This window comes from Pseudomonas fildesensis (assembly GCF_001050345.1).
In the GTDB taxonomy this organism is placed as follows: Bacteria; Pseudomonadota; Gammaproteobacteria; order Pseudomonadales; family Pseudomonadaceae; genus Aquipseudomonas; species Aquipseudomonas fildesensis.
The window spans coordinates 249,598-263,232 of the sequence record NZ_LFMW01000004.1 but is presented as its reverse complement, the minus strand read 5'-3'; the positions used below and the strand labels follow the sequence as shown (position 1 = coordinate 263,232).

The following is a 13,635-nucleotide window of genomic DNA, read 5'->3' as shown; positions in this document are numbered from 1 at the left end:
CGCTCGCCAAGAGAGGCCAGCTTGTCACACAGGTTTATGCAGCGCTCTCGACCAAACGGTGCCACAACGCGTAATACACCCGCCCGGACTTCTGCTCCCGGTGCAGGCGCCAACTGCCTGGCAAGCCGAGGGTAGAAGGCGCAGTCTCACTTTCAGTGTAGATCCACGAGTCCGCCGCCAGCCATTGACGCTCTTCCAGCAGTGCGCACACGGTAGGCAACAGGTTTTGGTTGAACGGAGGGTCGAGGAATACCACGTCGTATTCGCTGGCCGGCTGGGTTTCCAGGTAGCGCAACGCGTCGGCGGTCTGGACCTGGCCGTTGGTGCAGCGCAGGGTGCCCAGGTGTTCCTTGAGGCTGGACACCGCCACATTGCTGGCATCCAGCGCCTGGGCCTGGGCGGCGCCACGGGACAGCGCCTCCAGGAACAGCGCGCCACTGCCGGCGAACGGGTCAAGCACCTTGGCCCCGGCAATATAAGGCGCGAGCCAGTTGAACAGGGTTTCGCGCACGCGATCCGGCGTTGGGCGCAGGCCCACCACGTCGGGGAAGCTCAGCTTGCGGCTGCCCCATTCACCGCCAATGATGCGCAGTTGGCCCACACCGTTATGCACGTTGTGGACAGGTTTTTTCGGGCGAGATGAACTGGCCATTAATGCTCCGGAACCCCGAGCGGCTGCTCGGCAGGTTTATCAGTGGGGGGCGGTAGTGGCTTTTGCGCAATCGTCGGGCCGGCGGTCACGATGACCATCTTGTCGGCGCTCAAGTGTTTGTTCAAGGCAGCCTTGACCTGCTCTGCGGTCAGGGCCTGGGATTGTTTCATGAAATCTTCCAGATAGCTCAGCGGCAGGTTGTAGAAACCCATGGCGCCCAGCTGCCCGACGATATCGGCGTTGCTCGCTGTGGACAGCGGGAAGCTGCCGGCCAGCTCGCGCTTGGCGTCATCCAGCTCTTTCTGCGTCGGGCCGGTCTTGAGGTAATCCGCCAGCACGTCTTCAACCAGGCGCAGGGTGCCGCCGCTCATTTCAGCGCGGGTCTGCAGGTTGATCATGAACGGGCCGCGCACCTGCATCGGTGAGAAACCGGAGTAAACGCCGTAGGTCAGGCCGCGCTTCTCGCGTACTTCGCTCATCAAGCGGGTGCCGAAGCCACCGCCGCCGAGGATCTGGTTGCCCAGGGACAAGGCTGCGTAGTCCGGGTCGGCGCGGTCGATGCCCAGCTGGGCGAACAGCAGGTGCGTCTGTTTGGACGGGAACTCGATATGGCTCAGGCCGGCTTTTGGCTCGGTCGGCTGGGCAATTTTCGCCAGCGCCGGGCCTTTGGGCAGTGATGCAGAAACCTTGGCCGTCATGGCTTCGGCTTCAGCGCGAGTCAAGTCGCCCACCACTGCAATCACCGCATTGCCCGCCGCATACGCTTTGGCATGGAACGCCTGCAACTGCGCGAGGCTGATCTTTGGAACGCTTTCGGGCGTGCCTTCGCTCGGGTGGGCGTAAGGATGATCACCGTACACGCGCTTGAAGAGCTCAAGGCTCGCCAGTTTGCCGGGGTTCTGCTTCTGGTATTCGAAGCCGGCGAGGATCTGGTTCTTGATCCGCGCCAGGGAATCAGCCGGGAAAGTCGGCTGGCCGATCACCTGGTCAAACAGCGTCAGGGCGGCATCGCGCTTGTCGCTGGCACTCAGGCTGCGCAGGGATACCAGCGCCATATCGCGGTAAGCGCCATTGCCAAAGTCGGCGCCCAGGCCTTCAAAGCCACTGGCGATCTGGCTGACGTCCTTGCCCGGCACGCCTTCGTTGAGCATGGCGTTGGTCATCAGCGCCAGGCCCGGTACGTTGCCGTCCTGGCTGCTGCCGGCGGCGAACAGGATGCGCACGTCGAACATCGGCAGTTCATGGGCTTCGACGAATAGCACCTTGGCGCCTTCGGCGGTGGTCCAGGTTTGCACGTCGAGCTTGCGGTTGGTCGGCGCCTTGCCGTCCAGCTCCGCCAGGGATTGCAGTTTGTTAGCCGATTGGGCCTTGTCCAGTGCCTGGCTGGCGACGGACTCGCTAGGGCGCAGGAAATACACGGCGCCCGCCGCAATCAAGGTGACTGCGATCAGGCCGGGCAGGATCAGGCGGCTGTTTTTGCGATCACTCATGAGCAGTCTCCTCAGGCAAAACATGGGCGACGCTGAGACGTTCGCGGGTGAAATAGGTGCGCGCAGCCTTCTGGATATCTTCCGGGGTCACGCTTTGCAGGTCGGCGAGTTCGGTGTCCATGAGTTTCCAGGACAGGCCCACGGTTTCCAGGGAGCCGATGGCCGTGGCTTGGCTGGTGATGGAGTCACGCTGGTAGACGAGCCCGGCAATGACCTGGGCGCGGATACGCTCCAGTTCTTCGGCAGTCGGCGGTTTGGCTTTCAGCTCGTCAAGCAGGCGCCACAGGCCGGCTTCAGCTTGGGCGACGGTTTTCTTTTTCTGCTGGTTCGGCGTGGCCGTCAGCATGAACAGGCTGTCGCCCCGGGTGTAGGCGTCGTAGTTGGTGGACGCGGCGGATACCAACTCTTCACCGCGCTCCAACTGCTCCGAGATACGCGCGCTGTAGCCGCCGTCCAGCAACGCCGAAATCAGGCGCAGGGATTGTACGGAGCGTTTGTCTTCAGCGGTGGCCAGGCCAGGCACGTTGAAACCCAGGATCACGCTCGGCAATTGGGTCTGCACATGCAGGGTCAGCAGGCGTTCGCCGGGCTCGGCCAGTTCCATCGGGATCTTGGCGGGCGGTACGTCACGCTTGGGGATCGGGCCGAAGTAGCGCTGGGCCAGGTTCTTCACCTCGTCTGGCGTCACGTCGCCGACTACCACCAGGGTGGCGTTGTTCGGCACATACCAGGACTGGTACCAGTGACGCAGCTCGTCGACCTTCATGCGGTCCAGGTCGGCCATCCAGCCGATGGTCGGCGTGTGGTAGCCGCTCGCCGGGTAGGCTATCGCCTTGAAGCGCTCGTAAGCCTTGGACATCGGGTTGTCGTCGGTGCGCAGGCGGCGTTCTTCCTTGATTACCTCGATCTCGCGGCTGAACTCGTCGGCGGGCAGGCGAAGGCTGGCCATGCGGTCGGCTTCGAGTTCGAAGGCCACACCCAGGCGGTCACGGGCCAGCACCTGGTAGTACGCGGTGTAGTCATCGCTGGTGAACGCATTTTCTTCGGCGCCCAGGTCGCGCAGGATCAGCGAGGCTTCGCCGGGGCCGACCTTGGCGCTGCCCTTGAACATCATGTGCTCCAGAGCGTGGGACAAACCGGTCTGGCCCGGGGTTTCGTAGCTCGAACCGACCTTGTACCAGACCTGGGAAACCACCACCGGCGCGCGATGGTCTTCGCGCACGACCACTTTGAGGCCGTTATCGAGGGTGAATTCATGGGTGGGTTGTGGATCGGCAGCCAAAGCTGAAAGAGGCAGACAAACTGTGCTGAACAGCAGGCCTGCGGCGCGGCGGGCTAGAGCATTCATTCGTTTTTAAACCTGTTGGACTGCCCGCTTGGTCTTAGCGTCGGCGGGCGAGGAGGTGCTAGGATACTGATCCGGTTTACCGACGGCCACTGCGGCCGTCATCTCGTTCCGGATTCAGTCGTAGGGAAGTTGGAATTGGCGCCGGGTTTCCCCGACGATCTTCCGCTTTTCGCCGATTTTATCGTTTCAGTCCTATATTGAATCGATTTGTTGAGGCCTTTATTTACGCCTTACAAAATGTTGCGCATGAACAAGCGGGCTTTAAAGCAGTCTGTTCTGCATCGAATTTTATTTACCGAGGCGCCCTGGCGCATCGCTACCTTGAGATAGCCGTCTCCATGTTTGGTTCCAACGACGACAAGAAGACCCCAGCTGCGGCTGGCGAGAAGAAAGGCCTGTTCGGATGGCTGCGCAAAAAGCCGCAGGAAACCGTCGTCGAACAGCCGCAGGTTCAACCTGAGCCGATCCCTGAACCTATAGTAGAAGCCGAACCAGTTGCCGAAACCCCGGCGCCGGTAGTGTTGCCCATGGCTGAGCCGGTGTTGCAGCCGGTGGTTGAGGCTGAGCCTGAACCGGAGCCGGAGCCGGAGCATAAGCCATGGCTGGAACTGCCGGTGGCCGAAGAACCGGTGGCGCTGGTTGAAGATGTGCAGGCCGAACACGTGGCGCCGCCGATTCCGGTCGTTGTCGAAGAGCCCGCGCCGGTGGTTGTCGAACCAAAACCAGCCCCTGCCATGATTGCCGCTCCCGCTATCATCGAAGAGCCTGCCGAATCCACCGAATCCACCGAATCCAGCAAAACCGGCTTCTTCGCCCGCCTCAAGCAAGGCTTGAGTAAAACCAGCGCCAGCATCGGCGAAGGCATGGCCAGCCTGTTCCTCGGCAAAAAAGTCATTGATGACGAGCTGCTGGAAGACATCGAAACCCGTCTGCTGACCGCCGACGTGGGCGTCGAAGCCACCGCTGTGATCATCCAGAGCCTGACCCAGAAGGTCGCGCGCAAGCAGCTGACCGACGCCGACGCACTCTACAAATCCCTGCAGGCCGAGCTGGCCGCGATGCTCAAACCGGTGGAAGCGCCGCTGGTGATCACCCCGAACAAGCCGTTCGTGATCCTGGTAGTTGGCGTCAACGGCGCCGGCAAGACCACCACCATCGGCAAGCTGGCCAAGAAGCTGCAGTTGGACGGCAAAAAAGTCATGCTCGCCGCCGGCGACACCTTCCGCGCCGCCGCCGTGGAGCAGCTGCAAGTCTGGGGTGAGCGCAACAAGATCCCGGTGATCGCCCAGCACACCGGCGCCGACTCGGCCTCGGTGATCTTCGATGCCGTGCAAGCCGCCAAGGCCCGTAATATTGATGTGCTGATCGCGGATACCGCCGGTCGCCTGCACACCAAAGACAACCTGATGGAAGAACTGAAAAAAGTGCGCCGCGTGATCAGCAAGCTCGACGCTGACGCCCCGCACGAAGTGTTGCTGGTGCTGGACGCCGGTACCGGCCAGAACGCCATCAGCCAGGCCAAACAATTCAACCAGACGGTGCAACTGACCGGCCTGGTATTGACTAAGCTCGACGGCACGGCCAAAGGCGGCGTGATCTTCGCCCTGGCGAAACAGTTCGGGTTGCCGATTCGTTACATCGGCGTCGGTGAAGGCATCGACGACCTGCGCACCTTTGAAGCCGAACCCTTTGTACAGGCACTGTTTGCCGAGCGGGAGCGTTCATGATTCGATTCGAACAGGTCGGTAAACGCTATGCCAACGGGCATGTCGGCTTGCATGAGCTGAGCTTTCGAGTGCGTCGCGGCGAATTCTTGTTCGTGACCGGCCACTCGGGCGCCGGCAAAAGTACGCTGTTGCGCCTGCTGCTGGCCATGGAACGCCCGACCACCGGCAAGCTGCTGCTGGCGGGCCAGGACCTGGCCACCATCAGCAATGCGCAGATTCCCTTCCTGCGCCGCCAGATCGGCGTGGTGTTCCAGAACCACCAACTGCTGTTTGATCGCACGGTGTTCAACAATATTGCCCTGCCGTTGCAGATTCTCGGGCTATCCAAGGCCGAGATCGTCAAGCGTGTGGATTCGGCCCTGGAGCGCGTGGCGTTGTCGGACAAGACCGACCTTTACCCCGGCGACCTGTCTACCGGCCAGCAACAGCGCGTCGGCATCGCCCGCGCCATCGTGCACCGCCCGGCGTTGCTGCTGGCGGACGAACCTACCGGTAACCTCGACCCGCGCCTGGCGGCCGAGATCATGGGCGTGTTCGAAGACATCAACCGCCTGGGCACCAGTGTGCTGATCGCCAGCCACGACCTGGCGCTGATCGCGCGTATGCGTCATCGCATGTTGACGTTGCAACGCGGCCGCCTGATCGGTGACGGGGAGGCTGGCGTATGAGTGCGACACGCAGCCCTAAAGTCTCCGAGCGCGTGGCGCCGAAACCGGCCGACCCGCAACCGAAAAAGAAAAAGCACGACGAAGATGACGGCCCGGACTTCAGCACGCTGCTGCGCGCCTGGATCGAAAGCCATCGCGCCAGCCTGCTGGACAGCCTGCGTCGCCTGGGCAAGCAGCCGATCGGCAGCTTTTTTACCTGCCTGGTGATGGCCGTCGCCCTGAGCTTGCCGATGGGTTTGTCGCTGCTGCTTAATAATGTCGAGCGCCTGGGCGGTTCCTGGCAGCGTGCGGCGCAGATTTCGCTGTACCTGAACCTGGATGCCAGCGCCAAAGACGGCGAGGCCCTGCGCGACGACATCAAGAACCTGCCGGGCGTGGCGCAGGCTGAGTACATCAGCAGCGATCAGGCCCTTGAGGAGTTCCAGCAACAGTCCGGGCTGGGCGAGGCGCTTAAAGAGCTGCCGCAGAACCCGCTGCCGGGCGTGGTGTTGGTGACGCCAAATGAAGTCGACAAGCCAGCCCTTGAAGCCCTGCGACAAAAACTCGCAGAGATGCCCAAGGTGCAGCAGGCGCAACTTGATCTAGTCTGGGTGGAGCGCCTGGCCGCAATCCTCAAGCTGGGTGACCGTTTTGTGTTCGGTTTGACGGTGCTGTTGGTGTCTGCATTACTTTTGGTGATAGGTAATACCATTCGTCTTCATATTGAAAACCGTCGCACCGAGATAGAAGTGATTAAACTGGTCGGCGGCACAGACAGCTATGTGCGTCGTCCTTTTCTGTACATGGGCGCGCTTTATGGCTTTGGTGCAGGGATTTTGTCCTGGGGCGTACTGGCGTTTGGCCTTGACTGGCTGAACGACGCGGTGGTCGGGCTTGCCGGTTTGTATGGCAGTGATTTTGCCTTGGCCGGGGTACCGGTTGCCGATGGTCTGTCGCTCTTGCTTGGCGCAGTATTGTTGGGGTATATCGGTGCTTGGATTGCGGTCGCACGGCATTTACGTGAGCTGGCACCGAAGTAGTTAATGTCAGATTAATGTGGTTTCGTTTGTATTGACCGTATCAGTGGTTTAGGGAACTTGTCCTACGGTTCCCGGTCAATTTTCGCAGTGCTGAACTGCACGAGTTATGTGAGTCGGAGGTTTTTTCGTATGACCACTTCTTTGCAACCTGCTTATGCCTTGGTCCCGGGTGCGAACCTGGAAGCCTATGTGCACACGGTTAACAGCATTCCATTGCTGACGCCCGAGCAGGAGCGTGAACTGGCCGAGAGTCTCTACTATGAGCAGGATTTGGGGGCGGCTCGGCAGATGGTGCTCGCCCACCTGCGTTTTGTTGTACATATCGCCCGTAGCTATAGCGGCTACGGCCTGGCCCAGGCTGACCTGATCCAGGAAGGCAACGTCGGCCTGATGAAGGCTGTAAAGCGTTTCAACCCTGAAATGGGTGTGCGTCTGGTGTCGTTTGCCGTGCACTGGATCAAGGCGGAAATCCACGAGTTCATCCTGCGCAATTGGCGCATCGTGAAAGTGGCGACCACCAAGGCCCAGCGCAAGCTCTTCTTCAACCTGCGCAGCCAGAAGAAACGCCTGGCGTGGCTGAACAACGAGGAGGTCCACCGCGTGGCCGAAAGCCTCGGCGTGGAGCCGCGTGAAGTGCGCGAGATGGAAAGCCGCCTGACAGGCCATGACATGGCCTTCGACCCGGCCGCCGAAGCGGACGACGACAGCGCCTTCCAATCGCCGGCCAACTACCTGGAAGACCACCGGTACGACCCGGCGCGTCAACTGGAAGATGCCGATTGGAGCGACAACTCCAACCACAACCTGCACGAAGCGCTGGAAGTGCTGGACGACCGCAGCCGTGACATCCTCTACCAGCGCTGGCTGGCGGAAGAAAAAGCCACGCTGCACGACCTGGCGCAGAAGTACAACGTGTCGGCCGAGCGGATTCGTCAGCTTGAGAAAAGCGCGATGAACAAGCTTAAGTTGTCGATCGCCGCCTAAACATGTGGGAGGGGGCTTGCTCCCGATAGCAGTGTGTCAGTGACATATCAGTGCCTGACACGCCGCCATCGGGAGCAAGCCCCCTCCCACATTTTTTTGTATTGTGTCAGTCGGACCAGGGCGCTTTGCGCGAGTTATTCAGTTCCACCAGATAACCGTCGCCACCCAATTGGCTCATCTGCTGGCGAATCCAGGCGGCCCGCCGCGCCACATACGCCGTCGGATGGCTGGCACTCCACACTCGTGGATTAGGCAGCACCGCCGCCAGATAGCTGGCCTGTTGTCGCGAAAGCCCTTTGGCACTGACCCCGAAGTGATGCCGCGCGGCTGCCTCTGCGCCAAACACGCCTTCATCCCATTCCACGCTGTTGAGGTACACCTCAAGAATCCGCTGCTTGGGCCACAGCACCTCGATCAGCCCGGTAAACCAGGCCTCCAGGCCTTTGCGCAAGTAACTGCGACCGGCCCACAGGAACAGGTTTTTCGACACCTGCTGGCTCAAGGTGCTGGCGCCACGAATCGAACCGCCGCGTTCGTTATGCAAAAGCGCCGCCTGGATCGCGCCAAAATCAAAGCCCCAATGTTGGGGGAAACGCTGGTCCTCGCCCGCCATCACCGCCACCTTGAGGTCGTCGGAGATCTCGTCCCACGGCACCCAGGTGCGCTGCAAGTCAATCGGCTCGCCGTCGAACCAGGATTCGACCTTGCGCTCAACCATCAACGCAGTGAAGGGGGGCGGCACGACACGGAACAGCAGCACCAGCAAAACGCTGCCGATGGCAAACCATTTCACGACGTTGAGAAAGCGTTTGTAGAGGAGATGCAGCATAGAGATGGCTTGGCCGAACCCGTTGAGCGGGCCATTATACAGACCCTGCCCGATGAGTCTGACTGGAGTTCCCCATGCTGCGTAGCTTTCTGATGCTGGCTGCCTTTTTCGGCTTCACCGGTGTCGCCCTTGGCGCCTTTGCCGCCCACGGCCTGAAAAACCGCCTGAGCGCCGAATACCTGGCGATTTTCCACACTGGCGTCACCTACCAACTGGTGCACACCCTGGCGTTGTTCGGCGTAGCGTTGCTCGCGGCGCACCTGCCAGGCCGTCTGGTGACCTGGGCGGGCGTGTCGTTTGTCGTCGGCATCCTGCTGTTCTCCGGCAGCCTGTACGCGCTGACCCTGACCGGTATCAGCAAACTCGGCATCATCACGCCGTTCGGCGGCCTCGCCTTCCTGCTGGGCTGGTTCCTCCTGGGCCTGGCCGCATGGCGCTTGCAGCTGACCGCTTGACGCTTGGAGCTGACCTTTAGGTCCCAATCGGGCTAGAATGTTGGCCCCTAAAAACGATGGCGGCCCGTGGCATGCGCATTCAGTTGAACGGCGAATCCCTTGAACTGCCCGACGGTGAAACCGTTGCGGCCCTGCTGACCCGCCTGGACTTAACCTCGCGCCGCGTCGCAGTGGAGCTCAACCTGGATATCGTCCCGCGTAGCCTGCACGCCGAGACCGCGCTCACCGAAGGTGACCAGGTCGAAGTGGTGCACGCCATCGGCGGCGGTTAGTCGGTCGCGCCGCTCTTAGGCGGCCCAGAATTCTGCAGAACCTCACCCCATTACGAGGATTTCCCATGAGCATCGTTCGTAGCGACAAGCCCTTCGTCCTGGCCGGTCGTACCTACCAGTCCCGTCTGCTGGTCGGCACCGGCAAGTACCGCGACATGGAAGAAACCCGCCTGGCCATCGAAGCCTCGGGCGCCGAGATCGTGACCGTGGCCGTGCGCCGCACCAACATCGGCCAGAACCCGGGCGAACCGAACCTGCTGGATATCCTGCCGCCAGACCGCTACACCATCCTGCCGAACACCGCCGGTTGCTACGACGCCATCGAAGCCGTGCGCACCTGCCGCCTGGCCCGTGAGCTGCTCGACGGCCACAACCTGGTGAAGCTGGAAGTGCTGGCCGACCAGAAAACCCTGTTCCCCAATGTGATCGAAACCCTCAAGGCCGCTGAGACCCTGGTCAAGGAAGGCTTCGACGTGATGGTCTACACCAGCGATGACCCGATCATCGCGCGCCAACTGGCCGAAATCGGCTGCATCGCCGTGATGCCGCTGGCCGGGCTGATCGGTACGGGCCTGGGGATCTGCAACCCGTACAACCTGCAGATCATCCTCGAAGAAGCCAAAATTCCGGTGCTGGTGGATGCGGGTGTGGGCACTGCCTCCGACGCCACCATCGCCATGGAACTGGGCTGCGAAGCGGTGCTGATGAACTCGGCCATCGCCAATGCCCAGCAACCGATCATGATGGCCGAAGCCATGAAACACGCCATCGTCGCGGGCCGCCTGGCCTACCTCGCCGGGCGCATGCCGAAAAAACTCTACGCCAGCGCCTCCTCGCCGCTGGATGGTCTGATCAAGTAAGAGCCATTGATGACTGAATCAAACGAAACGCCGAACACCGTGGAAGAAGGCGACGAGTCCAAGCACCGCCGCATCAAGAGTTTTGTGATGCGCGCCGGCCGCATGACTGAAGGCCAACAAAAGGGCCTGGAGCAAGGTACGCCGCTGTTCGTGCTGCCGCTGGCCGACGCGCCGGTGGACTATGACCAGGTGTTCGGTCGTTCGGCCCCGCGTTCCCTGGAAATCGGCTTCGGCATGGGCCACTCCCTGCTGGAAATGGCTGCGGCCTCGCCGGAACAGGATTTCATCGGTGTGGAAGTGCACCGGCCGGGTGTTGGCGCGCTGCTCAATGGCGTGCTCACCCAGGGCCTGACCAACCTGCGGGTCTACGACTGCGATGCGATTGAAGTGCTTAACCGCTGCATCGCCGACAACAGCCTCGACCGCCTGATGTTGTTCTTCCCGGACCCGTGGCACAAAAGCCGTCACCACAAGCGCCGCATCGTCCAGGCTTCCTTCGCGGAACTGGTGCGCAGCAAGCTGAAAGTGGGCGGCATCCTGCACATGGCCACCGACTGGGAACCGTATGCGCAATACATGCTGGAAGTAATGGACGTAGCCCCTGGCTACCGCAACCTGGCCGAAGACGGCAAATGTGTGCCACGCCCGGTTGAGCGTCCGATCACCAAGTTCGAGCGCCGTGGCGAGCGGTTGGGGCATGGCGTGTGGGATTTGAAGTTTGAGAAGCAAAAATAAATTGCCACTTGTGATATGGCTAAGTAGTATCAGAGCCCAACGAGCTGGTTGCTGGTAACGGGGTTCATTCCCCGGGGCGGTACGCATCGGGAAGTCGGTGTCACCCCGTTAACTGTCGTTCTTCGGCAGGAAGAGTGGTTCAATTCCCTCCTCGTTATAATTATTTAACTTAAAACATCGATCTGTATATGGTCGGTGTTTTTTGCCGTGAGTAACATTTTTCTCGTGAGATTTTTAGCTCCTTTAAAGTTTACGGAGCGCAAGTCCGCATCTTTGAAATTCACCCCTTTGCAGTCGACGCCCTTGAATATCGCGCTCCTTAGGATGGCATCGCTGAAGTCTGCCCGTTCTATTTTGCATGTTGAGAAATCTGTACCTGACAAAGTTGCACCACAGAATTTTGATCTATTTAGGTTTACGTTTTCCAATGTTACATGCTTAAATTCAGCTTTAATGAAATTTGCAGCATCACATTTACAGTCGGTTAATGTCGTATTTGATAGTGTTGCATTTCTGAAGTTTACTGCAATCATGTTTTTGTCTGTTAGCTTCAAGTTCTCAATATACATGCCTTGCAAATTTGCTTCAAAGCAGGGGAAGTCTTGGGAATCTAAAGCTAAGAGTCGCTTAATTGTGGTCAACGTTCTGTGTGGGCAGTCGCTGCCTTCATAAAGGCGAAGGTCTGCTAGGGTTTCTTTGTGCCTGGTGATCGCAGCGGAACGGTCAGAATTCGCTTTCGCTTCCTTGTCTCTCTGTTCGGTTCTGCGCTCGAACCAATATAGAACGATACCGACAAGAAACAAATCTATAATGGTTCCGTGTGCTCCGGCCAATATGTTTTCGAAAAAGCTTTTTGTGTAAAGTCCCCATGTGGTGTTGGGTAAAACTAAGCTTGAAAGTTTTGCCCAGAATCCTGTGGCTAAAATAACTACTGTTGAGAAGATGGCTAAAATAATTATAGGAGTGCGCATTTATTGAAATCCATTTCACAATTTTTGTGGTTAAGTCTTTTCTAAAGTTGTTGATAGCGGCCTAAGTCAAACCGAGCTGCATTTCTGACGATATCAACGCCGGTCGGCGACTACGCCAATCAACACCAGCACCACCAACAACACCGGCGCCAGGCTGTAGTTATTGAACTGGCTCAACCCCCGCACAATCCACGGCGTAGCGTAGATCAACGCCGCGCCGCTGCCGATCATGCACAGCAGCGCCATCAACGGTACGCGCAAGGCGCCGGCGATGCTGCCCAGGCGGGCTTCGACCCAGCCCTTGATGTCGGCGCCGAACAGCACCAGCAAACAGCCCACAAGCGCCAGAGAGATCTCCGACAGGTTGCTACGGCTCCAACGGGATACGGTGGCCAGCAGGTCGAGTACCAAATCCATTCGATTTCCTTAGAGCGATCAGCTCAAAAACTTCTGCAACAGGTCATTGAGAAAGAGTTGCCCGCGGTCGGTCGCCGCCAGGCGTGACGGTTCGACCTGCATTAAGCCACTTTGTTCTGCCTCGCGACGCGCCTCATCGAGGCTCGCCAGGTCGAGGCCGGTGCGTTCGGCGTAGAGCTTGGCGTCGACGCCTTCAGTGAGGCGCAGGGCGTTCATCAGGAACTCGAACGGCAGTTCCTCGTTGGTCAGTTCTTTCGCCCCGGCCTGGAAGCTTTTGGCCGGGTTGAGGTAGTCCTTGGGGGCGCGGGTTTTCCAGGCGCGCACAATGCGCCCGTCCGGATGGCTGAGCTTGCCGTGGGCACCAGCGCCGATGCCGATAAAGTCGCCAAAGCTCCAGTAGTTCAGGTTGTGCCGTGCCGGGCGGCCCGCTTGGGCATAGGCCGACACTTCGTATTGTGCGTAACCGTGTTCGGCGAGCAGTGCCTGGCCGGCTTCCTGGATGTCCCACAGGGTGTCGTCTTCCGGCAGCACGGGCGGTTGGTTCCAGAACACGGTGTTGGGTTCCAGGGTCAGCTGGTACCAGGACAAGTGCGTCGGCTTGAGCGCGATAGCCTGGCGCAGGTCGCTCAGGGCGTCGTCCAGGGACTGATCGGGCAAACCGTGCATCAGGTCCAGGTTGAAATTGTCGAACCCGGCCTGGCGGGCCATGCCGGCGGCGCGCACAGCTTCGTCGCCGTTGTGGATGCGGCCCAGCGCTTCAAGCTTTTCCTGCTGGAAGCTCTGGATGCCGATGGACAGCCGGTTGATCCCCAGCTTGCGGTACGCGACGAACTTCTCTTGCTCGAAGGTCCCGGGGTTGGCTTCCAGGGTGATCTCGATGTCGCCGGCAAACGGAATGCGCGCTTCCACACCCTTGAGCAAGCGGCCCAGTGCCGCAGCGCTGAACAGGCTCGGCGTGCCGCCACCGAAGAAGATCGAACTCAGTTCACGGCCATACACCGCGTGCAGGTCCTGATCGAGGTCGACCAGCAGGGCGTCGACGTACTCTTCTTCCGGCAGCACTTTGCTGGCGGTGTGGGAGTTGAAGTCGCAATACGGGCATTTGCGCACGCACCATGGGATATGGATGTACAGCGCCAAGGGCGGCAAGTGGGGCATGGCCGCCCGTGGTGTTTGCGCGCCGCCGTGAATCAGCGGCTGCGCAGAGG

15 protein-coding genes are annotated in these 13,635 nt (G+C 60.1%); 8 read left to right on the top strand and 7 right to left on the bottom strand.

What is annotated here, in order from left to right; translation table 11 throughout:
• Nucleotides 1-34 precede the first annotated feature (34 nt).
• From rsmD to ACR52_RS07620, 3 genes are read right to left on the bottom strand one after another with little or no spacing between them, the layout of a single operon-like run.
• Entirely contained in the window at nucleotides 35-652 is a 618-nt protein-coding gene (gene rsmD, locus ACR52_RS07630) for a 16S rRNA (guanine(966)-N(2))-methyltransferase RsmD (RefSeq protein WP_048722599.1), read from the bottom strand.
• Nucleotides 652-2,142: a M16 family metallopeptidase gene (locus tag ACR52_RS07625; protein WP_048722596.1), complete on the bottom strand. Its 1,491-nt coding sequence runs from the start codon at nucleotides 2,140-2,142 to the stop codon at nucleotides 652-654. Before ACR52_RS07625 ends, rsmD begins: the two co-directional genes overlap by 1 nt.
• The gene (locus ACR52_RS07620) at nucleotides 2,135-3,490 is read right to left on the bottom strand and encodes a M16 family metallopeptidase (protein WP_048722593.1); all 1,356 of its coding nucleotides are present in this window, start codon (nucleotides 3,488-3,490) and stop codon (nucleotides 2,135-2,137) included. The genes ACR52_RS07625 and ACR52_RS07620 overlap by 8 nt, the downstream gene beginning before the upstream one ends.
• A gap of 338 nt (nucleotides 3,491-3,828) precedes the next feature.
• On the opposite strand from ACR52_RS07620, the gene ftsY reads away from it, so the two are divergent.
• The 4 genes from ftsY (at nucleotide 3,829) to rpoH (ending at nucleotide 7,888) form a co-directional block, all read left to right on the top strand.
• Entirely contained in the window at nucleotides 3,829-5,217 is a 1,389-nt protein-coding gene (gene ftsY / locus ACR52_RS07615; RefSeq protein ID WP_048722590.1) for a signal recognition particle-docking protein FtsY, read from the top strand.
• Nucleotides 5,214-5,885 (top strand): cell division ATP-binding protein FtsE, encoded by a 672-nt coding sequence (ftsE, locus tag ACR52_RS07610; protein WP_003213784.1) that lies wholly within the window; start codon nucleotides 5,214-5,216, stop codon nucleotides 5,883-5,885. The genes ftsY and ftsE overlap by 4 nt, the downstream gene beginning before the upstream one ends.
• Nucleotides 5,882-6,904, top strand: a complete 1,023-nt coding sequence (gene ftsX / locus ACR52_RS07605) for a permease-like cell division protein FtsX (RefSeq protein ID WP_048722587.1) — start codon at nucleotides 5,882-5,884, stop codon at nucleotides 6,902-6,904. The genes ftsE and ftsX overlap by 4 nt, the downstream gene beginning before the upstream one ends.
• A 129-nt stretch (nucleotides 6,905-7,033) precedes the next feature.
• A complete protein-coding gene (gene rpoH / locus ACR52_RS07600; protein ID WP_003176698.1) occupies nucleotides 7,034-7,888 on the top strand; it encodes an RNA polymerase sigma factor RpoH in 855 nt (284 codons plus the stop codon).
• Between the two features lie 106 nt (nucleotides 7,889-7,994).
• Here rpoH and mtgA read toward each other — a convergent pair whose 3' ends face one another.
• The gene (mtgA, locus tag ACR52_RS07595) at nucleotides 7,995-8,717 is read right to left on the bottom strand and encodes a monofunctional biosynthetic peptidoglycan transglycosylase (RefSeq protein ID WP_048722577.1); all 723 of its coding nucleotides are present in this window, start codon (nucleotides 8,715-8,717) and stop codon (nucleotides 7,995-7,997) included.
• A gap of 74 nt (nucleotides 8,718-8,791) precedes the next feature.
• On the opposite strand from mtgA, the gene ACR52_RS07590 reads away from it, so the two are divergent.
• The 4 genes from ACR52_RS07590 (at nucleotide 8,792) to trmB (ending at nucleotide 11,039) form a co-directional block, all read left to right on the top strand.
• Nucleotides 8,792-9,172: a DUF423 domain-containing protein gene (locus ACR52_RS07590; protein WP_048722574.1), complete on the top strand. Its 381-nt coding sequence runs from the start codon at nucleotides 8,792-8,794 to the stop codon at nucleotides 9,170-9,172.
• A gap of 71 nt (nucleotides 9,173-9,243) precedes the next feature.
• Nucleotides 9,244-9,444, top strand: a complete 201-nt coding sequence (gene thiS, locus ACR52_RS07585; protein ID WP_048722571.1) for a sulfur carrier protein ThiS — start codon at nucleotides 9,244-9,246, stop codon at nucleotides 9,442-9,444.
• 65 nt (nucleotides 9,445-9,509) lie between these two features.
• Nucleotides 9,510-10,304, top strand: a complete 795-nt coding sequence (locus ACR52_RS07580) for a thiazole synthase (RefSeq protein ID WP_017845016.1) — start codon at nucleotides 9,510-9,512, stop codon at nucleotides 10,302-10,304.
• Between the two features lie 9 nt (nucleotides 10,305-10,313).
• On the top strand, nucleotides 10,314-11,039 hold the full coding sequence (gene trmB / locus ACR52_RS07575) for a tRNA (guanosine(46)-N7)-methyltransferase TrmB (protein WP_048722568.1): 726 nt from the start codon (nucleotides 10,314-10,316) through the stop codon (nucleotides 11,037-11,039).
• Between the two features lie 164 nt (nucleotides 11,040-11,203).
• Here the strand turns inward: trmB and ACR52_RS07570 are convergent, their stop codons facing one another.
• From ACR52_RS07570 to hemW, 3 genes are all read right to left on the bottom strand, one after another.
• Nucleotides 11,204-12,010: a pentapeptide repeat-containing protein gene (locus ACR52_RS07570; RefSeq protein WP_048722566.1), complete on the bottom strand. Its 807-nt coding sequence runs from the start codon at nucleotides 12,008-12,010 to the stop codon at nucleotides 11,204-11,206.
• A gap of 93 nt (nucleotides 12,011-12,103) precedes the next feature.
• The gene (locus ACR52_RS07565; RefSeq protein ID WP_034116244.1) at nucleotides 12,104-12,427 is read right to left on the bottom strand and encodes a DUF3392 domain-containing protein; all 324 of its coding nucleotides are present in this window, start codon (nucleotides 12,425-12,427) and stop codon (nucleotides 12,104-12,106) included.
• 18 nt (nucleotides 12,428-12,445) lie between these two features.
• The gene (hemW, locus tag ACR52_RS07560; protein WP_236692125.1) at nucleotides 12,446-13,585 is read right to left on the bottom strand and encodes a radical SAM family heme chaperone HemW; all 1,140 of its coding nucleotides are present in this window, start codon (nucleotides 13,583-13,585) and stop codon (nucleotides 12,446-12,448) included.
• Between the last annotated feature and the right edge of the window lie 50 nt (nucleotides 13,586-13,635).

Coding starts and splice junctions, on each gene's coding strand:
- ACR52_RS07625 (WP_048722596.1), bottom strand. CDS start 2,142: ATGAGTGATCGCAAAAACAGCCGCCTGATCCTGCCCGGCCTGATCGCA.
- ACR52_RS07620 (WP_048722593.1), bottom strand. CDS start 3,490: ATGAATGCTCTAGCCCGCCGCGCCGCAGGCCTGCTGTTCAGCACAGTT.
- hemW (WP_236692125.1), bottom strand. CDS start 13,585: ATGCCCCACTTGCCGCCCTTGGCGCTGTACATCCATATCCCATGGTGC.
- mtgA (WP_048722577.1), bottom strand. CDS start 8,717: ATGCTGCATCTCCTCTACAAACGCTTTCTCAACGTCGTGAAATGGTTT.
- ftsY (WP_048722590.1), top strand. CDS start 3,829: ATGTTTGGTTCCAACGACGACAAGAAGACCCCAGCTGCGGCTGGCGAG.
- ftsX (WP_048722587.1), top strand. CDS start 5,882: ATGAGTGCGACACGCAGCCCTAAAGTCTCCGAGCGCGTGGCGCCGAAA.
- ACR52_RS07590 (WP_048722574.1), top strand. CDS start 8,792: ATGCTGCGTAGCTTTCTGATGCTGGCTGCCTTTTTCGGCTTCACCGGT.
- rsmD (WP_048722599.1), bottom strand. CDS start 652: ATGGCCAGTTCATCTCGCCCGAAAAAACCTGTCCACAACGTGCATAAC.
- thiS (WP_048722571.1), top strand. CDS start 9,244: ATGCGCATTCAGTTGAACGGCGAATCCCTTGAACTGCCCGACGGTGAA.
- ACR52_RS07565 (WP_034116244.1), bottom strand. CDS start 12,427: ATGGATTTGGTACTCGACCTGCTGGCCACCGTATCCCGTTGGAGCCGT.
- trmB (WP_048722568.1), top strand. CDS start 10,314: ATGACTGAATCAAACGAAACGCCGAACACCGTGGAAGAAGGCGACGAG.
- ACR52_RS07570 (WP_048722566.1), bottom strand. CDS start 12,010: ATGCGCACTCCTATAATTATTTTAGCCATCTTCTCAACAGTAGTTATT.
- ftsE (WP_003213784.1), top strand. CDS start 5,214: ATGATTCGATTCGAACAGGTCGGTAAACGCTATGCCAACGGGCATGTC.
- rpoH (WP_003176698.1), top strand. CDS start 7,034: ATGACCACTTCTTTGCAACCTGCTTATGCCTTGGTCCCGGGTGCGAAC.
- ACR52_RS07580 (WP_017845016.1), top strand. CDS start 9,510: ATGAGCATCGTTCGTAGCGACAAGCCCTTCGTCCTGGCCGGTCGTACC.